This is a genomic window from Pseudomonadota bacterium, assembly GCA_030860485.1.
Lineage (GTDB): Bacteria > Pseudomonadota > Gammaproteobacteria > JACCXJ01 > JACCXJ01 > JACCXJ01.
The window spans coordinates 1-24,711 of the sequence record JALZID010000384.1; the positions used below are offsets into that span (position 1 = coordinate 1).

Here is a 24,711-nt window from a genome sequence, read left to right on the forward strand (position 1 = left end):
AGACCACCCCTCGCGGGATTGCCCTTGCCTTCGGCTAGTAGTTGCATTTGTCCTACAATAGGACATTACCGGTACTCCTACAGGGGACTTTCACCCCATAAGTTCATGCCCATGTCGGGCGTACACAAAGAAAAAACCCGCCGTGCGGCGGGTTAAATTGCCCTGTCGTAGGCAAGTTTAAAACAGGTAATACCCGTTACAGTCGTCCGACGCAGGTGTAATATCCCAGAGACGCAGGTGTAATATCCCAGATCGGAGGAGCCGCTGTAGTTACGCACGTTCCATCATCATCGCCGACCAGGCCAAAAGCGGTTGCGGCGCCCGCGGGCGCTCGAAGCACACCCGAGCCCGGCGCGCTGTCATCGATCTTGACGTCCAGCTCCCTCATGACGTTGACGGGGATTTGCCGCCCGATGATGAGGTGCAGCCGCAAAGGACCGGTTCCCCCGGGGAAAAGGTACTGATTGGTCCGGGCCAGCAGAAGCGAGCCATTCCACGGGTTGGTGGGTGCTCGCGTTGGGGCGGTGGGGTCGGTGTAATCAGTGGCGTCTGCGGCTGTGCCTAGATTAGGTGCCTTGCAGAAAACCTGCTGCGGACAGATGAGCCCATACCGCCGCGGCCTCGCCGAAATCGCCGCTGTCTATACTCCCGTTGGCATTACCGCCGGGGTCAGTGTCACAGCCTGCCAATACAGCAGTGCCAATAGCGGCGCAGGCGTTGGCTGCACTCATATCCCCCGGGATCGCGCGATAGCGATCGACGAATCCGTAGTACGCCGCCTGAACTGCAGAAGCCTGGTCCGCCAGGTTACGCACCCGCGCGCTGGTAATCAGCTCCTGGCCCTTCAGGATCCCGCCGAGCAGGAGGCCGATGATGACGAGCACGATGGCGATCTCGACGAGCGTGAATCCGCCCTGTGCAGCCCCTGGTTTTCATGTGTCTCTCCTCCAAACAAGCCGGCGGTATACTGGGCATAGCGCATGCCATCGCGCTAACTTATTGATATGTGTTAACTTGTACTAAGAGCCCCGTACCGATGCTCTACCCGGATGTTGGCCGATCGACGACACCGTCGAAATCCCAACAAGGGCTTGAAAAGGCATACCTGTCGCCCAGAAGCGCCGGCTCAGCCGATTCCAAGTTGTATCGCGATGGCGTGCTCGACGGAGCGCATGTCCGCGGGGGTCCGTTTCCCGATGTGCTCCTTGAGCCGCCGTTTGCTTACCGTCGTGCCCCGGTCTCATCGCTTTGCGGTGATGTCCATCGACGGTCACGTAGTGCCGGGCTCGATGTCCACCTCAGCGAGCGTCGCCCGCCGCCTCGCCCAGGATCCCGCGAGCCCGCCGGAACACCGCATCCAGCATCTCCACGGTCAGCCGCCCCGTGAAGGTGTTCTGCTGGCTCGGGTGGTAGGAGGCGATCAAACTCACGTCCCCGAGGTCCACGCCGTGCCCGTGTTGGAACCGGGGCAGGGGCGATGGGATCGGGCGCGCCAGGGCGCGGCGCGCGCCGAGGTAGGCGCGGAACGCGAGTTGGCCGAGTGCTACGACCACCCGTACTCGCGCCAGCAAGGTCAGTTCCCGGACAAGGAATTTCCGGCAGGCATCGAACTCCTCGCGCAGGGGTTTGTTGCCGGGGGGCGCGCAGCGGACCGCGGCGGTGACGTAGCAGTCGTGTAGCCGGAGGCCGTCGCCGCGGTGCTCCGAATGCGGTCGATCGGCAAAACCGGTGGCATATAGCGAACGGAACAGCCACTCGCCGCTGCGGTCGCCGGTGAACACCCGTCCGGTGCGGTTCCCTCCATGGGCCGCTGGGGCCAGGCCCAGCACCAGGAGCCGGGCCCGCGGGTCCCCGAAGCCGGGCACGGGTTTCCCCCAATAGTCCGATCCCGCGAAGCGCCGTACCTTTTCGCGCGCCACGCGCTCGCGATGGATGCGGAGACGCGGGCAGCGCGTGCAGGCGATGACTGCTTTTTCCAACGCGGTCAATGGGTCGGCGTCTGAATGCACGGATCCTCCGGGACGGCGGGTCACAAGATCATACGGACAAAGCGTGCCGACCGACATCGTCGGGGCGCCGAGTCGACGCTCCGCTCCGGGCGAGACCGCCCGGCCGGTGGCGGCTCACGAGGCGCCCAGCGGCTTCCGCAACGAGGGTTTCCCCTCGGACGGGCCGGGTTAGACTAGGGTGCCACAAACTCCAAATGGGAGGAACGATGGCCGATCACGACCACCGCTGCGGGCCCCATCACCATCCGAACGGAACGGCGGAGGGCCGGCTGGTCACCACCGATCCCGTCTGCCGCATGAGCGTCAAACCGGACACCGCGTTCCGGATGGCCTACGCCGGTAACACGTATCTATTCTGCTGCGATGGCTGTCTCGAACGCTTTCGGTCCGCCCCTGAGCGATATCTAGAGCCTGCGGCACCTGCGATCAAGGCCCCACGATCGGCGTCGAGTCCCGCGGCGCCCTCGGGGCGCTACAGTCTACCCCATGCACCCGGAGGTCGAGTCGCCGCGACCGGGGGGCTGCCCGAAGTGCGGGGTGGCGCTGGAGTCCCTGGCGCCCGTCGGTTCGGAGCGCGGGACCGAGTACGTCTGTCCTATGCACCCCGAGGTCGTCGAGGACCGGCCGGCCCTGGGCGTCGATCCGGCCCCGCTCACCGGTCATTCCGAACGCCTGCGGGCGGATGGCCAGATCGCCATGTATGTTGCCATCGAGGGGCGTGCGGCTGGGCTCGTCGGGGTCGCGGATGCGATCAAGGCCAGTACCCCGGAGGCCGTGGCGGCCTTGCACGGGCAGGGTCTCAAGGTGGTGATGCTGACCGGGGACCACTGGAGCACCGCCCGGGGCCGTGGCCGCCAAGCTCGGCATCGACGCGGTCGAGGCGGAGGTCCTGCCGGACCAGAAGGTGGCCGTCGTGAAAAGGCTACAGGAGGCCGGAGGTCGGGTGCTGATGGCGGGCGACGGCGTCAACGACGCGCCGGCCCTCGCCGAGGCAACGGTCGGCATCGCCGTGGGCACGGGCGCCGATGTTGCGATGGCGAGCGCCGGTGCGACCCTCGTCAAGGTGCGTCACACGTGTGACGTTTGTTGCATGGTCGAGTTGCGATGGCGAGCGCCGGTGCGACCCTCGTCAAGGGCGATCTGCGCGGTATCGTGCGGGCCATACGTCTCGGCCATGCCACCATGCGCAATATCCGCCAGAACCTGTTCTTCGCCTTCCTCTACAATGCCCTCGGGGTCCCGGTGGCGGCCGGCGTCTTGTATTCGCGCTTCGGGGTCCTACTTTCGCCCATCGTAGCGGCCGCGGCGATGAGCCTGAGCTCGGTATCGGTCATCGGCAATGCGCTGCGCCTGCGGCGCGTGAAGTTATGACAGGGGATTGATGAGTGTGGGAAGACGATTACTGCGGGCGTGCCAGGTAGCTCACGACCGCGATCACACCGAGTATCAGACCCATGTAACCGGCAAGGAGGGCCATGCCGGCGAGCTTCTTGCCGCGATACTCCGTGGTGTCTTTGATGGCCTTGTGCGCGCACACCACCGCGGCCAGCGAAAAGATGAAAAAGAACGGTACGACGAAACCGACGACCCCGGTGACGAAACCCGTGATCGCGAGCTCGGAGGTCGCGGTCAGCGGGGGCTCGGTGGTCTTGGAGACCTGCATCCAGCGATACCAGGTTTTGGATAGGGTCCATACCAGGAACGGCCAGATCACCAGGAGATCGAGACGGAAGAACCCCTCGCCCTCACCCTTGACTTGGGCGAGCTCGTATATGATATAGACCGCTATCGGGACGATCGGATAGTAAAGCACCCAGGCGCTCTTGCCCTTGACCTCGGTGCGCAGCAACGCCGGGACGCACAGCAGGATCGTGACGGCACCCAGTAACTGGATCTCGGTATCGCTGAGGTTCATATAGGGGGGTCTGGATCACTCTTGACTCAATCACTCTATGTCGCCGGCGCCACGATAGCAACCACGAGCGCGCCTATCAGGCCCGGGGCGTCCCGTTTCCCCTTACGATTGGAGAAACCAGCATGAAGGCATTCCCGCCCTTGAACCGTTCCAGGCCGTACCGTCGCCTCGGCCGAGCTTGTCTCTTGCCCGTCCTATTGCTGTGGGGCGCCGGTGGCGCGGCGGCGGTCGAGATCACAGTCAGCAAGACGCCCCAATGCGGGTGTTGCAAGAAGTGGGTGGACCATCTGCGGAACAACGGGTTCGAGGTGGAGGTCGTGGATATGGATAGTGTGGAGCCCGTGAGGCGCCAGAATGGGGTCCCGGCCGCGCTCGCTTCATGCCATACCGCGGTCGTGGACGGCTATGTGGTGGAAGGCCATGTGCCGGCGGATCTCATCAAGCGTCTCCTGAACGAGCGGCCTAAGGTCAAGGGGCTGGCGGTGCCTGGGATGCCGATGGGCTCGCCGGGGATGGAAGGGCCGCAAAAACACCCCTACCAGGTGTTGACCTTCGATGGCGAGGGGGAGACCTCCGTCTACGCCGATCGCTGAGGGGTTGTGAACACGACCCGCCGGGCGGGCGTTCTATATGCGGCGCAGTTCGTGGACCGTGACCTCAGGGGGGCAATTCAAGCGTACCCCGACGATTGAGGAACCGGCGCCTACCGAGGTGTATCCCTTGAGTCCGTGGTAGGTCCAAGCGCCGCGTGCCATGCGCCGTGGGCACTTGGCGTCGTATAGAAGGGGCGCGCCACCGGGCAGGCACAGCTGTCCCCCGTGGGTATGGCCGCACAGCAGTAGATCGATGCCCGCATGGGCGGCGTGCTGATAGATCTCGGGGGAGTGGGCGAGCAGGATCGAGACGGATCCTGGGCCGATGTTCCGGCAGGCCCGCTCCAGGTTATCGGCGCGGTAGTAGTGCGGGTCGTCGATCCCGATCAGATGAATGGCATCGTCTCCCCGCCGCAGTATGGCCGATTCGTTGAGCAGCACATGGATCCCCAGCGCCTCGATGCCCGGCACCATGCGTATCGAGTCATGGTTTCCGAGCACCCCATAGACCGGGTCCTTGAGGTGGGCGCGCACGCGGCACAGACCCTCGAGGGCGCGGTCGAACGGGCCGAAGGTCCGGTAGCGGTAATCGCCGGTTAGCACGCAGGCGTCATAATCGAGCCCCTGGACGCGCTCCGCCAAGACCTCGGGGAAGTCCTCGTGCATGTCGAGGTGCAGATCGGTGAGGTGCAGGACCTTGAAGCCATCGAAGGCTGGGGGCAGGTCCAGGATATGGACGTGGTGATGGCGTAGCTCGATGGACATGGCGTTTTGCCGTGCGCGCCCGAGGAGGCCGCAGAAGCGCAAGCCGGCGCGGATCACCGCGTGCACCGAGTACCAGTTTTCGAGGTGGAAGAACTTGATTCCCCGGCCGAAAACCAGCGCCTCCTGATCGGCCTCGATGCCGAGCCGTTGCCTGAGATGCAGCGGTCCCACCCGCCCGTCGAGCCACTCGAACACATCGGGCTGGGTCGGCATGCGGAGCGGCGCAGCGTGGGGTTCCGGGTTCAGGCCACCAGTCCTGTCGTAGGCCAATCTCAATGGCACGGTGCTGTCCTCACGTTGTACGTCTATATGGGTGGTATTGGGCGGGCGACTGGGCGTCCTCCTTCCCTGTCATGTCGCTTTCCGCCCCTGCTTCCCGGCGTTTTCCCAATTCTTGGACGCCCTTGCCTCCGGTCATAGGCAGCATACGTGCCAGCGTCGAGCTGTCGGCCTCGGTGCCCGCGCTGCGCGCGATAGAACGGGGGTTCGCGGCACCGCAGGATGGCCCATGGCATCACCGCCGGGGCCGGGCCGGCGCTCCCGATCTGCCGAGGCGTTGCCATTAGGCGACGGCGCGTTGCATCGCTTGCGATTGCCGGCCGCCTGATGCAACGAGGCGTTGCCGTTAGGCGACGGCGGCGTTGCATCGCTTGCCCGGGGACGGAGGAGGTTAAAATCGCCGCACCTGTCGGGAGATCCGGGCAGGGCGTTCGAAGTGGGCTCAGAATACGGCCTGTGCCGGCGGCGATGCACGGTGCTATTTCACAAGATCTCTGTGAAATAGCACCCAAACGGCTATCCCCGGCCGTGCACCAGACGGCACAGCCGGCCCGCGATCCCGAGCAGCAGCACCCCGGCCGCGAGCGGTACGACGACCAGGATCACGAAGAAGTCCGCCTGTACCGCACCGCGTTCTCGGATTCCAGGATTTCCTCGCCAGGTAGCCCGCCGGCAGATTGGCCGCGAAGCTCGAAACCACACCCCCATGAGCATCGCGGCCATGGAGACCGGCGCGATGCGAACACAGGCACAGCTCGCCAGCGTGGTCGCCGGCCGCCTTATGCGTCTCAGAGGAGACTGGGATCATACACCGGCAGGCTTCTTGCCTATCCGCTTACGTTACGCGCCGGCCAACGGGGGTGGGAGGTCGTGGAGCGCGCGAAAACCCGAACGTTCTGACCGGTGCCGCTCCACAGGACTCGGGCCGTGGCGCGAACTGGCGGTATCGATGTCGCGGCGTCGAGTGGATTTGCAGGGGACTTGTAGCCCCTGGGGCGCGGATTAGCCACACCCGCCAAGGTGGCTGTGGCGAGGACTGCCTGACCAGCGCTTCCCGTCGCGCCGCAGGATTGATTTCCGGCCAATGGGGGAGTCTACTCATGAAACCCCGCCATGCTATGGCCGGCCATTGGAGCCTGTATCAGGAATCGCTCGAAATTCGAGCAAGGGAGTGGATCGATGAATCGGGGTATCAGAAACTGGGGGGCCGGGACCTTGGCCCTAGGGCTCTTTGCTGTGCTCGTCCTCGGCACCTCGGGGCTTGCGCAGGCGCAGCCCCAGGTAGTTGGGCAGTGGAGGACCCGCCCCGAGCTTATGCCCATCAACCCCGTCCATGCGGGGCTGTTGCAGACTGGAAAGGTCCTGGTAATCGCCGGGTCCGGCAACCTCCCCACAGAGACCGTCTACAAGGCGGCCGTGTGGAACCCATCCACGGGCAACATCGTGATCCAGAATATACCCTGGGACTTGTTCTGCAATGGCATGTCCTTTCTCCCCGATGGTCGGGCACTCATCACGGGTGGTAGCAAGCCCTACCCGACTAATCAGTTCAAGGGGCTGCGGAATACCACGATTTTCGATCCCGAGACGTCGAACTTCCAACGGGTCCAAGACATGGCCCACGGCCGTTGGTATCCCACCAACGTCGCCTTACCGAATGGTACAACCGCCACGTTCTCCGGACACGACGAGCCCGACCAGGCCAACAGGACATTCGAGATCTACACACCGGGCAGTGGGTGGAGTCCGGAGCACTCGAATGGTTGGCCCGTGGTCCTCCCCGGAATCTATCCACGGGCTCACTTGATTCCCCAGGGTGATTTGTTTTTCTCGGGCTGGCAGCTTGACTCACAACGTCTCGACCTTTCGACATTTACGTGGAGCCAGAACGTAGCCAGAACCAGATATGGCACTGCCCGTCGTTATGGCTCTTCCGTTCTGCTCGGCTTGCGTCCTCCGGAGTATGCCGCGACCATCTTGATCGCGGGTGGTGGGACGGGTTCCGAATCGACGAACAGTGCCGAGAGTATCGACCTATCCATTACTTCGCCACAGTGGCAGTACACCGGCTCTATGAACTACAAGCGTGTGGAGCATAACGCCGTCCTCCTTCCGGACGGTCGGGTGCTGGCTGTCGGTGGATCGAAGATCAACAACCGTGAGGATACTGATGGCGCGGGTCGATTCTCCGAGATGTACGACCCGGAGACCGGCGATTGGACTATCATGGCTCAGCAATCGTACTGGCGTTTCTACCATTCCATGGCCTTACTACTGCCGGATGGTCGGGTGGCATCCTTTGGTGGCAATCCACAGCAGGGAGTCTACGAACAACACGTAGAGATATACTCGCCCTCGTATCTCTATACGAGTAGCGGAGCCTCCGCACCTAGGCCGACAATGGCCGACGTGCCGGACCAGATCGCCTATGCAGAGCCTTTCGAGGTGACGGTGGATATTCCCCCAGGGGAGATCATCCGAGAAGCCGTGCTAATGCGGCCTGGGGCTCCAACTCACGCCTTCGACATGGAACAACGGCTGGTCGAGATCGACATCGCGGCGGTCCTGGGTGGAACGCTGCGCCTGGTCGGGCCGCCGAATGCGAACATCGCCCCGCCGGGATATTACCTGCTGTTCTTGATCGACTCGGCGGGGGTGCCATCGGTGGCCAGCTTCGTGCACCTTGGACCCGGTGCCGACAGCCCGAGGGTCGACCCACCGCCGGACGGGCCGCCGCTGGACGGGCCGCCACCGGGCAATCCACCGCCGGACGCGCCGCCACCGGCACCCACACCACCGATATGCTCGGGCCGATCGGCGACCATCTTCGTGGCCAGCGGGAACATCTTCGGTGGTCCGGATGACGGGCTTCCGTACAGCGGCCGCCTGCGCGGGACCGGAGGTGCGGATGTGATCGTCGGTACCGCGGGGAACGACATCCTGGAGGGTTTAGGCGGAAACGACTGGATATGCGGCGGCCCTGGGAACGATCTCATCAAGGGCGGCCCGGGGAAAGACAGGCTGTTCGGCGGGCCCGGCAGGGACAAGCTTGCCGGCGGCCCCGGCTTCGATCCCTGCAACGGCGGGCCCGGCAGGGACACGTTCACCAGCTGCGAACGGATCCGGAACCGCTAGCCGGCGATTTCGGCGGCCCCGCCGCCTCCATCGGACAACCTCCTCACCAACCGGGGCTTCGAGTCGGACGCGACCGGTTGGTGGGGCGCGAGCGAGGGACGGTCGGCCACGGCCCGAACGCCCGGTTGCCCGTCCCGTGCCGGCCCTGCCGGCAATAGACCGACGCCGATGACGATCGTCCCGTCTCCCCCACGGTGCGCCCCCGCGTTGACACCCCCTATGCGATCCCCTAGGCTGCCCACAGCGCCGATTTGAGATCAGCTTGCGGGCGCTCTATAAATACCGGCTAAAGCGATGCGGCCCGCTTTAGCGCACGAGCTCTGCGGGCTTTTTCGTTACGGGGGGTCGGGGTGGTCGGCAGTGCGGACGAATGGGGGCTCGACACCCGCGCGGTGCGGGCGGGGCAGGTCCGCTCCTCGGAGATGGAGCAGAGCGAGCCCATCTTCGCGACCTCGAGCTTCGTCTTCGCCAACGCCGCGCAGGCCGCCGCGCGCTTCTCAGGCCAGGAACCCGGAAACATCTACTCGCGCTTCACGAACCCGACGGTGCGGGTCTTCGAGGAGCGGCTTGCGGCGATGGAGGGCGGGGAACGCTGTGTCGGGACCGCCTCCGGTATGGGCGCGATCTTATCGACCTGCCTGGCGCTCTTGAAGGACGGCGACCACATCGTCTCGTCACGCGCGATCTTCGGGACCACGGTCGGGCTCTTCAATAACATCCTAGCGAAGTTCGGCGTGCTGACGAGCTTCGTGCCGCTCGCCGACTACCCGGCCTGGGAGGCGGCCATCCGGCCCGAGACGCGGATCCTGTTCCTGGAGACGCCCTCCAATCCACTGACGGAGATCGCCGACATCGAGCGCCTCGCGGGGATCGCCCACCGGCACGGCGCGCTCCTCGTGGTCGATAACTGCTTCTGCACCCCCGCCCTGCAACTGCCGCTGTCCCTGGGCGCGGACCTCATCATCCATTCCGGGACCAAGTACCTGGATGGGCAGGGACGCTGCGTGGGGGGCGCGGTCATCGGCACAAAGGCGGTGGTCGGCGAGGCGGTGTTCAACTGTCTCCGGAGCGGCGGGGCCAGCATGAGCCCCTTCAACGCCTGGGTGTTTCTCAAGGGCCTCGAGACCCTGGGACTACGCATGCGGGCGCACTGTGAGCATGCGATGCAGGTTGCGGCTCATCTCGAACGACATCCCCGGGTCTCGCGCGCCTACTACCCGGGGCTTTCATCGCACCCGCAACATGCGCTCGCGCGGCGCCAGCAGCGCGGGTTTGGCGGAATCGTATCTTTCGATGTCACGGGGGGCCGCGAGGAGGCCTGGCGGGTGATAGACCGCGTGCGCATCTTCTCCATCACGGCAAACCTCGGCGACGCCAAGAGCACCATCACCCATCCCGCGACCACCACCCACGGGCGCCTCAGCGTCGAGGAACGCGCCGAGGCCGGGATCGGGGAGTCGCTCATCCGCCTGTCGGTCGGTCTCGAGGACCCCGACGATCTCTGCCGCGACCTCGATCGGGCGCTCGATGGCGCGTGAGCCTAGGCTACCCATCGCGGAGTTGCCTTCTTGCGTTCACCCCCTCCTAACCTCCCTGTTCGCAAGGGGAGACTCTACCAGTCTCCGCCTTCACAAGGGGGAGATTTAGAGGGGGTCAACGCCGCGGCTTGGGAGTCGCGGCGGTTGCGCAGCCCCTCCGTAGCGTGTAGATTTCCACCCCCGGGCGCCGCTTTTGGAGATCTCGCGCCGGTGTGTCGTGACAAGCAAACAATCGGATGGGGAAAGCCCCCCGGCCACCGGAACAGAACTATAAAGGCAGTTTTCCCGCGGTGGTCGGGGTGTCGCGCAGGTTCACCCCCATAGCATTTGCCCCATGGTACTCACCATTTCCATGAATCGGAGGGGTTTCCACGATGCCAGGACGTAACTTCCTGTTCATCCCCGGGCCGACCAACGTCCCCGAGCGGATCCTGAACGCCATGCACATCTCCCAGGAGGACATGCGCGCGATCGACTTCCCGTCCTTCACGATCCCGCTGTTCCAGGACGTGAAGAAGGTCTTCAAGAGTAAAGACGGACAGGTCTTCCTCTTCCCGGCCTCGGGCACGGGCGGCTGGGAGGCCGGGATCACGAACACCCTCTCGCCCGGGGACAAGGTACTGGCCTCCGGTTTCGGGCACTTCAGCAACCTCTTCATCGATCTGTGCCAGCGCCACAAGCTGGATGTGCAGGCCCTGGAGATCGATTGGGGGGAAGGCGTCCCGGTCGAAAGATACGCCGACATCCTGGCGAAGGACACGAAGCACGAGATCAAGGCCGTGCTCGCGACCCACAACGAGACCGCGACCGGCGTGACCAGCGATATCCCCGCGGTGCGCAGGGCCATGGACGCCGTGAAGCACCCGGCCCTGCTGTTCGTGGACGGGGTCAGCTCCGTGGCGAGCATCGACTTCCGCATGGACGAGTGGGGCGTGGACGTCGCCATCTCGGGCTCGCAGAAGGGCTTCATGCTGCCGACCGGGTTGGCCATCCTGTGCGTTAGCCAGAAGGCCCTGGCGGCGCGCAAGGACGCGAAATGCCCGCGCTGCTTCTTCGACTTCGAGGACATGATCAAGACCAATGTCAACGGCTACTTCCCGTATACGCCGGCCACGATCCTATTGCGGGGATTGCGGGCCGCGGTGGACATGTTGCTCGAAGAGGGACTGGACAACGTCTTCGCCCGCCATCACCGCATGGCCGAGGCGGTGCGCCGCGCCGTGTCTGCGTGGGGGCTCAAGCTCGTCGCCAAGGCACCCCGGTGGCATTCGGATACGGTCAGCGCCATCTATGTCCCGGAGGGCTTCGACGGCAACGAGGTAGTCCGCCACGCCTACCGGCGCTACAACCTGGCGCTCTCCGTGAGCCTCGCCAAGATCGCCGGCAAGGCCTTCCGTATCGGGCATCTGGGGGACTTGAACGAGCTCATGGTGTTGACGCCCCTCGCCGGCGCCGAGATGGCCATGAAGGACCTGGGGATCCCGATCGAGCTCGGCAGCGGTGTCGCGGCCGCCCAGGAGTATCTGCGCACCACCTCCAAGGACGTGCGGGTCCCCCCTGAGCCGCCGCCCCAGCAGCGAACCGGTAACTCGAGGGTGCAGCCATGAGTCACACGCGTTACGAACCGGCACGCCAGCGCCTGCAGCGCAGCGAGTTGGCGGTGCCGGGGTCCAATCCGGGCATGATGGAGAAGGCCGCCCAGAGCGAGGCGGACTATGTGTTCCTGGACGTCGAGGACGCGGTCGCGCCGGATGAGAAGGAGAAGGCGCGCAAGAACATCATCCAGGCCCTAAACGACATCGACTGGAAGGGCAAGACCATCTCGGTGCGCATCAACGGGATCGACACCCACTACATGTACCGCGATGTCGTGGACATTGTCGAGCAGGCCGGCCACAAGCTCGATACCATCCTGATCCCCAAGGCCGGGGTGCCGGCGGATGTGTACCTGGTCGATGCCATGGTGACCCAGATCGAGATGGCCAAGGGGCTCACAAACCGTATCGGGCTGGAGGCCCTGATCGAGACGGCGCTCGGGATGGCCAATGTCGAGGCCATCGCAACCTCGAGCCGGCGGCTCGAGGCCCTCCATTTCGGCGTCGCCGACTATGCCGCGAGCTGCCGGGCGCGCACCGTCAACATCGGTGGGCTCAACCCCGACTATCCCGGCGACCAGTGGCACGCGGCGCTGTCGCGCATGGTGGTGGCCTGCCGTGCCTATGGGCTGCGCGCCATCGACGGGCCATTCGGCGATTTCAACGATCGCGATGGCTACCTCCTGGGGGCCAAACGCGCCGCGGCGCTCGGTTACGAGGGCAAGTGGGCCATCCATCCGTCCCAGATTGCCCTGGCCCACCAGGTCATGTCACCGCCCGAGAAGGAGGTCACGCGCGCCAAGCGCGTCTTGGAGGCCTTGAAGGAGGCCGCCGCGGCCGGCATGGGTGCGGCCCAGCTCGATGGCCGGATGATCGACGCGGCCTCGGCGCGCATGGCCGAGAACATCGTCAACACCGATAACGCCATCCAGGCGAAGCGCGCGTCCACGGCCTAGCACACGGGGGAGGACATCCATGGACATCCACGAATACCAAGCGAAAGAGTTACTGAAGGACTTCGGCGTCCCTGTGCCGGCCGGCGGCCTTGCCTACAGCCCCGAGCAGGCCGTGTACCGGGCCAAGGAGATCGGCGGCGATCGCTGGGTCGTCAAGGCCCAGATCCACTCAGGTGCGCGCGGCAGGGCCGGCGGCATCAAGGTGTGCAGTAACGACCACGAGATCTGGCAGGCCGCCGAGGACCTGCTCGGCAGCCGCCTGATCACCCATCAGACGGGTCCGCGCGGCAAGATTGTGCACCGCCTCTATGTCGAGGCCGCCACCGCCATCGACCGGGAGATCTATCTGGGCTTCGTCCTGGACCGGCAGTCGGAGCGCGTCATGGTGGTGGCCTCGGGCGAGGGCGGCATGGAGATCGAGGAGATCGCGGTCCAGCGGCCGCAGTCCATCCTGCGCCAGTCGGTCGAGCCCGCGGTCGGCATGCAGGACTTCCAATGTCGTGAGCTGGCCTTCGGCCTCAAGCTCCCGCCGGCGCTCACCAGCCAGGCGGTCTCGACCATCCAGGGCTGCTACCGGGCGCTGCGCGACCTCGACGCCACCATGGTCGAGATCAACCCGCTGGTCATGACCAAGGACGGACGTTTGTTCGCCCTCGATGCCAAGATGGCCTTCGACGACAACGCCCTGTTCAGGCGTTCGAGCGTCGCGGAGTTGCGCGACAAGTCCCAGGAGGACCCGCGCGAGATGGCCGCCGCCGATCGGGGTCTGAGCTATGTCGGCCTCGACGGTAACATCGGCTGCATCATCAACGGCGCGGGGCTCGCGATGGCGACCATGGACATGATCATGCACGCCGGTGGCGAGCCCGCCAATTTCCTCGACATCGGCGGCGGGGCCTCGCCCGAGCGCGTCGCCAAGGCCTTCAACCTGGTGCTCTCCGACGAAAAGGTGCAGACCATCCTGGTCAACATCTTCGCCGGCATCAACCGCTGCGACTGGGTCGCCGAGGGCGTGGTCCAGGCGGTAAAGAAGATCGACCTCAAGATCCCCCTGGTGGTGCGTCTCGCCGGGACCAACGTCGAGGAGGGCCGCAAGATCCTGAAAGACAGCGGCCTGCCCCTGATCATGGCCGAGACCCTGGCCGAGGCGGCCGGCAAGGCCGTGGCGGTGTGGAAGAAAACCAGGGCACCGGCCTGAGCGGAGAACCAGCATGAGCATCTTGTTAGACGAGAAGACACCCGTGATTGTGCAGGGCTTCACCGGCCAGATCGGGACCTTCCACGCCAAGGAGATGATGGAGTACGGCACCCACGTGGTGGGCGGGGTCACGCCCGGCAAGGGCGGCACGACCCATCTCGGGAAACCGGTGTTCAACACGGTGAAAGAGGCCGTCGAGACCACCGGCGCCTCGGCCAGCATCATCTTCGTGCCCGCGCCCTTCGCCGCCGACTCGATCATGGAGGCCGCAGACGGCGGGATCCGCTACTGCGTCGCCATCACCGACGGGATCCCGGCCCAGGATATGATCCGGGTCAAGCGCTACATGCGCCGCTACCGGGCCGAGAACCGCATGCGCCTGACGGGCCCGAACTGCGCCGGCACCATCAGTCCCGCCAAGGGCATGATGGGGATCATGCCCGGGCACATTTACATGCGCGGCAACGTCGGGATCGTCGGGCGCTCGGGCACGCTCGGCTATGAGGCCGCCTCGCAGATGAAGGCCCTCGGGATCGGGGTCACGACCAGCGTCGGGATCGGTGGCGACCCCATCAACGGCAGCTCGTTCAAGGACATCTTGGAGCTGTTCGAAGAGGACCCGGAGACCAAGGCGGTGGTGATGATCGGCGAGATCGGCGGTCCCCAGGAGGCCGAAGCGGCGCATTTCACCAAGGACCACATGAAGAAGCCCGTGGTCGGCTACATCGCCGGACTGACGGCCCCCAAGGGCCGCCGTATGGGGCATGCGGGCGCCATCATCTCGGCCTTCGGCGAGAGCGCGGCCGAGAAGGTCGAGATCCTCCAGGAGTGCGGCGTCACGGTCGCGCCGAGCCCGGCCGAGCTCGGGATCACGGTGGCCAAGGTTCTGGCTGCATGATCCGGGAAGGGACAGGAGATGGCAAAGCCCAAACTGGTCGTCACACGCCGCTGGCCACAACAGGTCGAAGAGCGGCTTAAGGCGCTCTTCGATGTGCAATTGAATCTGAGCGACACGCCCCTGACCGTCGCGGACCTGCAAGAGGCCCTGCGCACCGCCGATGCGCTGCTGCCCACGGTCTCCGATCGGATCAGCGCCGAGGTGCTCTCCGCCGAGCCCTTGAGGGCCCGGATCCTCGGGAACTTCGGCGTCGGCTTCAACCACATCGACATCGACGCGGCCAAGGCGCGCGGGCTCGTCGTCACCAACACCCCGGAGGTCCTGACCGACTGCACGGCCGATCTCGCCATGACGCTGCTCTTCATGGCGGCGCGCCGGGCGGGGGAGGGTGAGCGGCACCTGCGCGGGCACGCCTGGACCGGCTGGCGCCCGACCCACATGATCGCCACCAAGATCGCCGGAAAGACGCTCGGGCTCATCGGCTTCGGGCGGATCGCACGCGCCGTCGCGGCTCGGGCCCACCACGGGTTCGGGATGAGGATCCTCTATCAGGACCCCTACCCGCCGCCGAAGGAAGTGGCCGATGCGGTGGCGGCGCGGCAGTGCGCGACGATCGAGGAGGTTCTGGAGCAATCCGACTTCGTGTCCCTGCACTGCCCGGGCGGCAAGGAGACCCGGCATCTCATGAACGCCGAGCGCCTGAAGCGTATGAAGCCCTCCGCCATCCTCATCAACTCCGCCCGCGGCGACGTCGTGGACGAACAGGCCCTGGTGGCGGCGCTCAAATCCGGCACGATCACCGCCGCCGGGCTCGATGTCTACGAAAACGAGCCGCGCGTCACCGAGGATCTGCTCGGCATGGAGAACGTGGTGCTCCTGCCGCACCTGGGCAGCGCCACCCGCGAGACCCGCGTGGCGATGGGCATGCGTGTCCTCGAAAACGTTGAGGCCTTCTTCGCCGGCAAGCCCCCGCGCGACCGGGTCGCCTAGGGCCTCTTTCCTACCGGTCACTGGTCTCGGCGGGACGGCCCGCCGAGACCTCAAGAGCTGCTCCAAGTCCGGGAACGGCAGCGCGCCGTGGTGGACGTGCATGCGGCGGAGCTCCGCACAGCGACAGCGGAGTCGCGTGAACGGGGTTTGATACACTGACCACCGTCAAGAAATCGCGCCCTTAGATCCACCCCTCTCCGTCGGGTAGAGGACTAGGAATGAGGGTATAGGACAGCGGTATTACGCTAGCAACCGTGAAAGGGAAACAACTGATCCGGCGGCTGGAAGTCCAAGGAGTGAAGATGACGAGGAAACGCGGTAAAGGCGGCCATGTGCTCGCGGAGTATGAAGGCCGCCAAGCGCCCATCCCGATGCACGGCGACCAGGACCTGAGTCCGGTGTTTGTCAAGAAACTCTGCAAGCAGTTAGGCATCGACCCCGATGAAATTCTGTAAACTCAGCTATCCCGTTAAGATCACGCGAACGTCCCCAAACACCATCATGGCCGAGTTTCGCGATGTCGCCGGTGCCATGACCGAAGCGGCGACCGAACAAGAAGCCCTTTACTGGGCCGAGGACGCGCTCCTGGTGCTACTCTCCGGCCTTATGGATAAGCGCCAGCCGATCCCCGCACCGTCCGAACGCAGGCGTGGCGAGCGGCTCATCGAGGTGCCGCCCATGCAGGCCATGAAACTCGCCACCTATCAGGCGATGCTCGATCAAGGCGTGACTGAAGCCTCGCTCGCAGCGGGCATGGGCATTGATGGCCGGCAGGTGCGCCGCATTCTCGACCTCGAGCACAGCACCCGCCTCGATCATCTTTTGCGCGCGCTGGAGGTCTTGGGCAAACAGGTCTCGGTGACCATCAGCGACGCCGCCTAGACAGCAGGTGTAAGCGTGCGCTGTGCGCACGCGGAAAGGGCGAGGCCCGCCTCCGACCGTTACGGGGAATCCGATGCGTGGTCCGCGTGCGAACCGTAAATGGCGCCGCCGATTCTACTCCCCCTCACAAAGCGGAGCCCCGCAAGTCTCCCCCTTACGAAGGGAAGGATTTAGAGGGGGTTAAACCACCCCTCACTCTCGCAACCTCCGCGATCCCCCCAGCGACATCGTCCAGCCGTTCAAACACCTCCCGATTGGTAAAGCGCAAGACGCGGATCCCGAGCGACTCGATAGAACGCTGGCGCTCCCGATCGTACTCGCCGGCGCCGGCCTGAAAATGGCTATCCCCATCGACCTCGATGGCGAGCTTGAGCTCGGGGCAGTAGAAGTCAAGCACGTAAAGTGGTCCTACGCCGTACTGCCTGCGAAATCGATAGCCCAGGAGTCGGCGATTGCGCAGCCTCAGCCAGAGGCGCTGTTCGGCGAGGGGGCTGTCGCGGCGCAGGCGTCGGCGGGTTTCTTTGTCGCAGGATCGGTTGAAGATTTGGGTCATTGAGAGGCCTTTTAACTCCCTCTAAATCTCCCCCTTTGCAAGGGGGAGATTTGAAGAGGTGCCTGCTTCGTAAGGGGGAGACTTGACGAGGTGCGCCTTCGCAAGGGGAAGGCTTCATGCGGCGTTTTCGCGACGAGATGCGCGGGTGTCGGAAAGGGGGTATCGTATTCATCGGGCGTCTCCTTGGTACGCGTCGTATGGGCGTCTTTCCTTTCTCGAGCACGCCGCGAGCCGCGGCCCATCGCCGCGCGCGCCCTGCCCGATGGACTCCCGCCCGATCTCCTGGGCGGTCCGCACCGAGCGCCCAGTTGCCTCCGTGCGGGTTGGTGGGGATGTAAAGACGGCGAGACCATACACCGCAAGCCCTAGTCGGGGGCCAGGCAGGGTGGGCCGTGCGCGCCGTTTGGGTGGCCCGACGAGCGGATGCCGATGGGGCCTCCGCCGCATGCCAGGTGCAAAGACTACCCGACTCAGCCCGCGGAACACCAGCGCTTGCGCCCCGGTGGACCCAGCACGAACTCCCGGCCGTTCAATGCCTTTAGGGCTTGTCCACCGGTGGAGGTACAATACGTCTCAGGAGGTAACCCCATGATCCGTACCGTAGAGGCTGTCATCAATGCGCATGGGCGTGTGCAGTTGCTTGAGCCGGTTGCGCTCGAGGGAGATCACCGAGCCTTGGTCACCATCATCGAGGAAGCACCGGCCACCCATCCCGACGAGACCGCAGTCTTGAGTAAGGCGGCGCTTGCGGACTGGGACCGCAAGAAGGAGGACGCGGCTTGGTCACACCTTCAGTTGGCGCAGTAGTGTTGGTGCCTTTTCCTTTCTCCGACCTGTCGCGATACAAACTCCGTCCGGCTTTGGTGCTGGCCGATGCCGGCCGAGGCGATTGGGTGCTTTGCGAGATCACGAGCAAACCCTACGCGGATCTGCACGCGGTCATGCTCGACGACGTAGATTTTGACATCGGCTCTTTGCGAGTGAAAAGCTATGCGCGCCCTGGCAAGCTAATTACTGCCAACGAAAGTCTGATGGTCTCCCAAGTCGGCCGGCTGAAACCCGATTCCTTTGCGCGGGTAATGGAGTCTCTGATCGACTACTGCGACCCACCCTGCCCTAAGCGTGCCGGCGGGTCTCGGCAGGAGCTTGACCGTGATCGAGGTGATGGTGCCTAGCAAACCCTCCGAGCCGGTCAGGAGCGCCAGTAGGTCATAGCCGGGGGCGTCGAGGGTCGGACCGCCGGTCTCGCAGAGCTCCCCGTCCAGCGTCAGGAAGGCGACGGACAAGACGTTGTGGACCGTGAGCCCGTACTTGAGGCAATGCACGCCGCCCGCGTTCTCGGCCACGTTCCCGCCCACGGTGCAGGCGATCTGGGAGGAGGGATCGGGGGCGTAGTAGAGCCCATAGCGTGCCGCCGCCTCCGAGACGGCAGGTTGCGGACGCCGGGCTCGACCGTGGCCGTGCGGTTATCGGCGTCGATGGACAGGATGCGATTGAAGCGCGCGAGGCCCAGCACGATCCCGCGGCGATGTGGCAAGGCCCCCGCCCGACAGGCCGGTCCCGGCACCGCGGGCGACCACCGGCACCCCGTGTGCCCGACACAGGCGCAGGATTTGGCCTGCACCTCCTCGACGCGCTCCGGAACCACCACCGCAATGGGCAGCTCTCGATACGCGGACAGGGCGTCACATTCGTAGACGCGCAAGGCCTCCACCTCGGCGATCACGGCCTCCGCCGGCAATACACGGCGTAGCGCCAAGAGAAAGGACGCTTTGTCGACCGCCGCGGTAGCCAACATCAAACCTTTACTCATGATGACGGAGAGGTGCGGCAAGCGATGTCGAGCGCCGGCTCGATACCGCATCGATCGGGCAACGCGCCTGTCCCGACCAAGGTGGTCACAAAGGATGGCGAAAGGCGGCAGAAAGTCAAGGGTTTCGTTTCGACCGACGGGCGCTTATCCTGCGAACGCCGCCGCCCCGTGCTTTACCTAAATTCCCCCATGGCCGAAGAGCTCCTCGTCAACGTGACCCCCCATGAGACCCGCATCGCGGTGGTCGAGAGCGGCGTCTTGCAGGCGATCATCATCGAACGGCACCGAAAAAAGGGCCATGTCGGCAACATCTTTCTCGGCCGCGTTGCCCGCGTCCTGCCCGGCATGCAGGCCGCGTTCGTACACATCGGGCTGGAGCGCGCGGCGTTTCTCCACGTCGCGGATCTCATCGACGTGCCAGGCGCGGCAAGCACTGCACCGGACGACGAGGGGGAGCCAGCTCCCGGCATCGACCGGTTCTTGACGGAGGGTCAGGAGGTCGTGGTTCAGGTCACCAAGGACCCGCTCATCGGGAAGGGCGCCCGCCTGACCACACGGCTCTCTATCCCGTCGCGCTATGTGGTGTTGTTGGCCGGCCAGGCGGTCCTCGGGATCTCCCAGAAGATCAGCGACGAGGGCGAACGCGAGCGCCTGCGGACGTTCATACTGGCGCGGCAACCGGCGCTCCGCACCGCCCTGGAGCCGGGTGCCGTGGGGCCGGTCGGGCCCGCACCGGACCCGCTCGACGGGTTCATCCTGCGCACCGCCGCCCAGGGCGTGTCCGACGAGCGGCTGGCGGACGATGTCGGCTTCGTGCAGCACCTGTGGGCGAGCATTCGGGAGCGCCTGGCACGCGCGGAGGCCCCCGTCGTGGTCTACGAAGACCTCCCGCTGGTCCTGCGCACCCTGCGCAGTGTGGTGGCCGACGAGGTGGAACGGATCCGGATCGACGATCGAGAGGCCTTCGAGCAGGTGGCCGCATTCGCCTCCGAGTTTCTCCCCGATGTCTGCGGCCGCATCGAACACTACCGTGGCGAGCCGCCCATCCTGGACTTGTATTCCGTGGAAGCCGAGATCCAGAAGGCGCTCGAACGGCGCGTGGACCTCAAGTCCGGGGGCCACCTGGTCATCGACCAGACCGAGGCGATGACCACGGTTGACGTCAATACCGGCGCCTTCGTCGGTCACCGCAACCTGGAAGAGACCATCTTCAAGACCAACCTGGAGGCCGCTCAGACCATCGCCCGGCAACTGCGCCTGCGCAATCTGGGCGGTATCATCATCGCGGATTTCATCGATATGACGGATCCCGAGCACCAGCGACAGGTGCTAAAGGCACTGGAGAAGGGCCTGGAGCGGGACGACGCGCGGGTTTCGATGAGCGACATCACGAGCCTCGGCCTGGTTCAGATCACCCGCCAGCGCACCCGCGAGAGCCTGGAGCACGTGCTCTGCGAGCCCTGCCCGACCTGTACCGGGCGCGGTTCCGTCAAGAGCGCGGAGACGGTCTGCTACGAGATCTCCCGGGAGGTCCTGCGCTCCTGCCGGCAGTTCGATGCCAAGCAGATCCTGGTGCTGGCCCCGCCGGCGGTCGCGGAGCGATTCCTGGACGACGCCTCGGCCGGTATCGCCGAGATGCAGGTCGCGGCCGGGAGGCCCATCACGGTCCGCGCCGAGGCCTCCTACGGCCCGGAACAGTATGATGTGGTGCCGCTATAGCCCGACCGACACGCCCGGGCGACGTTTCGGTGGCGTACCAGAACGCTAATGGCGGGGCCCGCGCGCGCGCCGCCTCGCTCCCGTGGCTGGGCGGCCTCCTATTGGCCATCGCGGTCTTGGGAATGGTGGTGCGCTTGGCGCTGCCCGGCGTCGCGGCCTACCGTAGCGAGATCCAGGATGCGGTGAGCGGGTTTCTCGGCAGGCAGGGCCGCATCGAGTCGGTCGAGGCGGGCTGGGCCGGCTGGACCCCCTACCTGATCCTGCGCGGCTTCACCGTGTTCGACGATGCCGGTTCCCCGCTCCTGCGGTTCGCCGAGGCGCGTATCTCCCTGGATGCCTCGGCGAGCCTCCGGCACGCGGCGCTGCGCCTGCGGTCGCTGGTGCTCGCGACCCCGGAGCTCCGTCTGGTGCGCCTGGCGGATGGCGCCATCACCATCGAAGGGATAGCCGGCCAGAGCGACCGCGTGCTGCGCTGGCTGCTCGCGCAGCCCCGGATCAGCCTGGCTGCGGAGCGCGTGACGTGGCACGACCGGCGCGCCGGGCGCGGACCCTATACCCTCACCCAGGCCCGCCTGGACGTCGAACGCCGCGGCGAGATCCGACGCCTGCGTTTGCAGAGCGCGGCGCATCGCCCCCTGGGCCGACGCATCGAAGTCGCGATCGAAGCCAAGGGTGATCTCGCGGGCAGAGACTGGCAGGGAGAGGTGTACGCGCAGGCGTACGGGCTGGATGCCGGCCTGCTCCTGGATTATGCCCGCACCTTCGGGCTGGCGGAGGCGAGCGGGCATGTGGGACTGCGGCTCTGGGGCACGTGGCGTGACGGGCGGATGACCGAGGCTGCCGGCCGCCTTCGGGTCCGCTCCCTGCGAGTGCCCTTGGGAACGGCGGCTTGGGAGGTCCTGCGCGGGGACGTGTGGTTCGGCGTCGGGCGCGATGAGGCGGGGGATACGAGCCTGACGCTCGATCGCGTGGTCCTCCACACACCCAAGGGCGCCTGGCCCGAAACGCGGTTACGTTTCACCCTGGGCGCTCGCGAGGGGAACGCCCCAGGGTCCTTGTTGGCCGAGTGCGGCTACCTGCGCGTCGAAGACGTACTCCCGTTCGTTCCCCCGCTGCTGCCCATCGAGCACCGTGATCTCCTGGAGCGCGCCGCCCCTGGCGGGGACGTCCGCAATCTGCGCGTCGTCTACGACCCGCGGCGGGCAGCTCTGTATGCGCGTGCCGATCTCCGGGGCGTCGCGGCCGATCCGGTGCCGGGCTATGCCCTGTTCCGGGGTTTGAGCGCCACCGTGGAGCTGGATGAGGATCGCGGCCGACTGGCGCTTTCGGGCGCCCCTCTGGAATTCGGCGGCCGGTCGCTCTTCGCTGCCCCGCTGCCGATCGAGCGCCTCGCCGGCGAGATCGCGTGGCAACGGCAGGGGCCTGGCTGGCGCTTCGCGGGGCCTGATCTCAGGGTCACCGTTCCCGGCTTCGAGGTCCACGCGAGCGGCCACCTGATCTGGGTGGCGGGACTGGCCCCGGTCGTGGACCTGCGGGTGGGCCTCTCGCATGGCGATGTCGCGTGGGTGTCGCAATATCTGCCCGGGGCTAGCCCGCGCGCGCTCCGTGAGTGGCTGGAGCGGGCCCTGGTCGCCGGACGCATCGTGGGCGGCGGCCTGGAGCTCTCGGGCCCCCTGGACCGGTTTCCATTCGATGCGCGGGAGGGGCGATTCCGGGCGCAGCTCGACGTCGAACGGGGCGTCCTGGATCACACCGCCGGCTGGCCGCGTATCGAAGACATTTCCGCCCGGGTGGTGTTCGAAGGGCGCTCGCTCGACATCCGCGCCAGCCAGGGCCGGGTTCTCGGCGCCACCCTGGAAGAGACCCACGTGCGCGTTGCGGACCTCGGTGCCGGCGACCCGGTCCTGGAGATCCGCGGCCGAGCCACCGGGCCGGCCACGGCGGGACGCCAGTTTCTACTGGACAGCCCGCTCCGGAAAGTCGCCGGCGGCGCCATGCGCCAGCTCGCGCTGGAGGGCGGCGTGACGGTGAACCTGATGCTCGATTTCCCCCTGGGCCCGAACCCGCGCCGCCTGTCCGTCCAGGTGCGTTTTCCCGGCAACACGATACGTACGCAAGACATCGCCTTCTCCGATGTCACAGGGGAGATCACGTTTACCGATGATCGGTGGAGCGCGCGGGGGCTTACGGCGCGGCTCTTCGGCCGCCCCGTGACGATCGACGTCGACGGTGGGGGCGGCGTCCCATCACGTGTACGCATCACCGGGCGGGCCGATCGGGCCTTCCTCCAGGCCCGTATGGCGGAGCTCCTCCCGGCCGTCGCGGACCCGGCCTGGTTGACGATCCTGGACGGCGAAACGGACCTGGAGGCCTCGGCCGAGATCTCGCCGGCACAGGGTACGGGGCCCGACGACCTCACCATCCGATCGAGCCTCGAGGGGCTCACCATCCGCGCCCCGGCGCCCCTCGGGAAGTCGGCCGGGGTGGTGCGGCCGATCGAGATCACCACGCGCGCCGAGGCCGGGGAGCGGTGGTTCCGCTTCCGCCACGCCGACATCGCGCGCGGGGAGATCGTCATGAGCGCCGCGCCCAAACACAAGCACCTCGAGCGTCTCGTGGTGCGACTCGGCCGCGACCAGCGCGTGCCTCCGGCCGGCCCGCGATCCTGGGTCGGGGGATCGGTGTCACGCCTGGCACTCAGCGAGTGGCAACGGTTTCTCGACGGCCTGCCCGTCACCCAACCCCACGGCGCCCAGGGGGGCCCTGCCTGGCCCCTCCTCATCGATATCGAGGTGGCGGATTTCGAGGCCCTGGGACTGCACTTAGGCCATTTGGAGATCCGTGCGAGTCGCGCGGGCGATGCTTGGACCGTGGCGCTCGATGGCGAGGGGGCCCGCGGGACCCTGCGGGTACCGCACTCGCCGCAGTTCCCCATCGAGGCGCGCTTCGAGCGCCTGACGCTCCTCCGCGACGGCAGCGCCGGCCCCCTGGAGACCCCCGACCCATGCCGCCTGCCGGGGCTCGTCTTCGAGTGCCGGCTTTGCGTGTTCGGATCCACCGCGCTCGGAACGGTGCGCCTCAAGACGCAGCCCGGTCCCGCGGGACTCAGCATCTACGACGTCGCCGCCAGCGCGAAGGCCTTCGATCTTTCCGCCGTCGGGATCTGGCAGGGTGCCGGTAGTTCGTCGAGCTCGCGCTTCGACGTCGAGGTGCGGAGCCCCGACCTCGGCAAGATGCTGGGCGCCTTCGGCTATACCCTGCCCCTGGAGGGTGGCAAGACCGACCTCAAGGTACAGGCACGCTGGCCCGGCAGCCCCGCGGATTTCACGCTCGGCGCTCTGCAAGGGACGCTCGAGATCGATGTGCTCGATGGGCGCTTCCTGGAGGTCAATCAGGGGGTCGGGAGGCTCTTCGGTTTGCTCAGCGTGCATGCTCTGCAGCGGCGCTTGCGCCTGGACTTCAGCGACATCTTCGGCAAGGGCTTCGCCTTCGATCGGATCGGCGGAGCATTCAGTATCACCGGGGGCGATGCCTACACCAATGAGCTGGTCATGGAAGGGCCCTCGGCCCGAATCGGGATCAGCGGCCGTGTCGGCCTGGTCAGGCGTGACTATGACCAGTGGGTGACCGTAACCCCGTCCATCGCCGGCACCCTGCCGCTCGGGGCCGCCGTCCTGCTCGCACAACAGGTCTTTTCAGGGCTACCCGAGCGGATCAATAGAATGCTCGAGCGGCGCTACCGGGTGACCGGTGGCTGGGACCAGCCCGTGGTCACGCGAAGCGATGGGGAGCAGGCTCCGAAGCCCGGTGCGGGATCCTAGCTAGCCTAGCTAGCCAGGCTGCGCCGGCCTGGATGCGCCGTCGCGTCCGCGA

Annotated in this window: 20 protein-coding genes and 2 pseudogenes; 15 read left to right on the forward strand and 7 right to left on the reverse strand. The window is 66.0% G+C overall.

Annotated elements, in window-relative coordinates:
- Positions 1 to 566: 566 nt before the first annotated feature.
- Together M3461_23400 and M3461_23405 are read right to left on the reverse strand one after the other, a co-directional pair.
- Positions 567 to 884 (reverse strand): hypothetical protein, encoded by a 318-nt coding sequence (locus M3461_23400; protein MDQ3777085.1) that lies wholly within the window; start codon positions 882 to 884, stop codon positions 567 to 569.
- A 414-nt stretch (positions 885 to 1,298) separates the two neighbouring features.
- Positions 1,299 to 1,988, reverse strand: a complete 690-nt coding sequence (locus tag M3461_23405; protein ID MDQ3777086.1) for a uracil-DNA glycosylase — start codon at positions 1,986 to 1,988, stop codon at positions 1,299 to 1,301.
- Between the two features lie 684 nt (positions 1,989 to 2,672).
- Between M3461_23405 and M3461_23410 the strand changes: the two are divergent.
- A pseudogene (locus M3461_23410) lies at positions 2,673 to 3,380 on the forward strand (HAD-IC family P-type ATPase).
- 28 nt (positions 3,381 to 3,408) lie between these two features.
- Here the strand turns inward: M3461_23410 and M3461_23415 are convergent.
- Positions 3,409 to 3,924 carry a hypothetical protein gene (locus M3461_23415; protein ID MDQ3777087.1) on the reverse strand — a complete coding sequence of 172 codons (516 nt, stop codon included), beginning with the start codon at positions 3,922 to 3,924 and terminating at the stop codon, positions 3,409 to 3,411.
- 122 nt (positions 3,925 to 4,046) lie between these two features.
- Between M3461_23415 and M3461_23420 the strand changes: the two genes are divergently transcribed.
- Complete coding sequence (locus tag M3461_23420) at positions 4,047 to 4,517, forward strand: DUF411 domain-containing protein (GenBank protein MDQ3777088.1); 471 nt, start codon at positions 4,047 to 4,049, stop codon at positions 4,515 to 4,517.
- Positions 4,518 to 4,550: 33 nt separating this feature from the next.
- Here M3461_23420 and M3461_23425 read toward each other — a convergent pair whose 3' ends face one another.
- Together M3461_23425 and M3461_23430 are read right to left on the reverse strand one after the other, a co-directional pair.
- Positions 4,551 to 5,495, reverse strand: coding sequence for a metallophosphoesterase (locus M3461_23425; GenBank protein MDQ3777089.1), 945 nt, complete (start codon positions 5,493 to 5,495; stop codon positions 4,551 to 4,553).
- A 582-nt stretch (positions 5,496 to 6,077) separates the two neighbouring features.
- Complete coding sequence (locus M3461_23430) at positions 6,078 to 6,284, reverse strand: hypothetical protein (GenBank protein ID MDQ3777090.1); 207 nt, start codon at positions 6,282 to 6,284, stop codon at positions 6,078 to 6,080.
- 456 nt (positions 6,285 to 6,740) lie between these two features.
- Here M3461_23430 and M3461_23435 point away from each other — a divergent pair, with 456 nt between their 5' ends.
- From M3461_23435 to M3461_23475, 9 genes are all read left to right on the forward strand, one after another.
- Positions 6,741 to 8,696: a DUF1929 domain-containing protein gene (locus M3461_23435; protein MDQ3777091.1), complete on the forward strand. Its 1,956-nt coding sequence runs from the start codon at positions 6,741 to 6,743 to the stop codon at positions 8,694 to 8,696.
- A 422-nt stretch (positions 8,697 to 9,118) separates the two neighbouring features.
- Positions 9,119 to 10,234, forward strand: coding sequence for an O-succinylhomoserine sulfhydrylase (locus tag M3461_23440; GenBank protein MDQ3777092.1), 1,116 nt, complete (start codon positions 9,119 to 9,121; stop codon positions 10,232 to 10,234).
- Between the two features lie 374 nt (positions 10,235 to 10,608).
- Positions 10,609 to 11,841, forward strand: a complete 1,233-nt coding sequence (locus M3461_23445) for an aminotransferase class V-fold PLP-dependent enzyme (GenBank protein MDQ3777093.1) — start codon at positions 10,609 to 10,611, stop codon at positions 11,839 to 11,841.
- Positions 11,838 to 12,785, forward strand: coding sequence for a CoA ester lyase (locus tag M3461_23450; protein ID MDQ3777094.1), 948 nt, complete (start codon positions 11,838 to 11,840; stop codon positions 12,783 to 12,785). The genes M3461_23445 and M3461_23450 overlap by 4 nt, the downstream gene beginning before the upstream one ends.
- Positions 12,786 to 12,804: 19 nt before the next feature.
- Positions 12,805 to 13,983: a malate--CoA ligase subunit beta gene (locus tag M3461_23455; GenBank protein ID MDQ3777095.1), complete on the forward strand. Its 1,179-nt coding sequence runs from the start codon at positions 12,805 to 12,807 to the stop codon at positions 13,981 to 13,983.
- A 13-nt stretch (positions 13,984 to 13,996) separates the two neighbouring features.
- A complete protein-coding gene (sucD, locus tag M3461_23460; GenBank protein MDQ3777096.1) occupies positions 13,997 to 14,881 on the forward strand; it encodes a succinate--CoA ligase subunit alpha in 885 nt (294 codons plus the stop codon).
- Positions 14,882 to 14,899: 18 nt separating this feature from the next.
- A complete protein-coding gene (locus M3461_23465; GenBank protein ID MDQ3777097.1) occupies positions 14,900 to 15,871 on the forward strand; it encodes a D-glycerate dehydrogenase in 972 nt (323 codons plus the stop codon).
- Positions 15,872 to 16,125: 254 nt separating this feature from the next.
- Positions 16,126 to 16,326, forward strand: a complete 201-nt coding sequence (locus M3461_23470) for a type II toxin-antitoxin system HicA family toxin (GenBank protein MDQ3777098.1) — start codon at positions 16,126 to 16,128, stop codon at positions 16,324 to 16,326.
- A gap of 46 nt (positions 16,327 to 16,372) precedes the next feature.
- Positions 16,373 to 16,753 carry a hypothetical protein gene (locus tag M3461_23475; GenBank protein MDQ3777099.1) on the forward strand — a complete coding sequence of 127 codons (381 nt, stop codon included), beginning with the start codon at positions 16,373 to 16,375 and terminating at the stop codon, positions 16,751 to 16,753.
- A 154-nt stretch (positions 16,754 to 16,907) separates the two neighbouring features.
- Here the strand turns inward: M3461_23475 and M3461_23480 are convergent, their stop codons facing one another.
- The gene (locus M3461_23480) at positions 16,908 to 17,306 is read right to left on the reverse strand and encodes an endonuclease domain-containing protein (protein ID MDQ3777100.1); all 399 of its coding nucleotides are present in this window, start codon (positions 17,304 to 17,306) and stop codon (positions 16,908 to 16,910) included.
- Between the two features lie 588 nt (positions 17,307 to 17,894).
- Between M3461_23480 and M3461_23485 the strand changes: the two genes are divergently transcribed.
- Both M3461_23485 and M3461_23490 read left to right on the forward strand, forming a co-directional pair.
- Positions 17,895 to 18,113, forward strand: a complete 219-nt coding sequence (locus M3461_23485; protein ID MDQ3777101.1) for a hypothetical protein — start codon at positions 17,895 to 17,897, stop codon at positions 18,111 to 18,113.
- Between the two features lie 5 nt (positions 18,114 to 18,118).
- Positions 18,119 to 18,481 carry a MazF family transcriptional regulator gene (locus M3461_23490; protein MDQ3777102.1) on the forward strand — a complete coding sequence of 121 codons (363 nt, stop codon included), beginning with the start codon at positions 18,119 to 18,121 and terminating at the stop codon, positions 18,479 to 18,481.
- On the opposite strand, the pseudogene M3461_23495 reads toward M3461_23490, so the two are convergent.
- A pseudogene (locus tag M3461_23495) lies at positions 18,437 to 19,104 on the reverse strand (FAD-binding protein). The gene M3461_23490 and the pseudogene M3461_23495 overlap by 45 nt on opposite strands.
- A gap of 204 nt (positions 19,105 to 19,308) precedes the next feature.
- On the opposite strand from M3461_23495, the gene rng reads away from it, so the two are divergent.
- Together rng and M3461_23505 are read left to right on the forward strand one after the other, a co-directional pair.
- Positions 19,309 to 20,838 (forward strand): ribonuclease G, encoded by a 1,530-nt coding sequence (gene rng, locus M3461_23500; GenBank protein ID MDQ3777103.1) that lies wholly within the window; start codon positions 19,309 to 19,311, stop codon positions 20,836 to 20,838.
- 29 nt (positions 20,839 to 20,867) lie between these two features.
- Positions 20,868 to 24,659: a TIGR02099 family protein gene (locus tag M3461_23505; GenBank protein ID MDQ3777104.1), complete on the forward strand. Its 3,792-nt coding sequence runs from the start codon at positions 20,868 to 20,870 to the stop codon at positions 24,657 to 24,659.
- Positions 24,660 to 24,711: the final 52 nt, after the last annotated feature.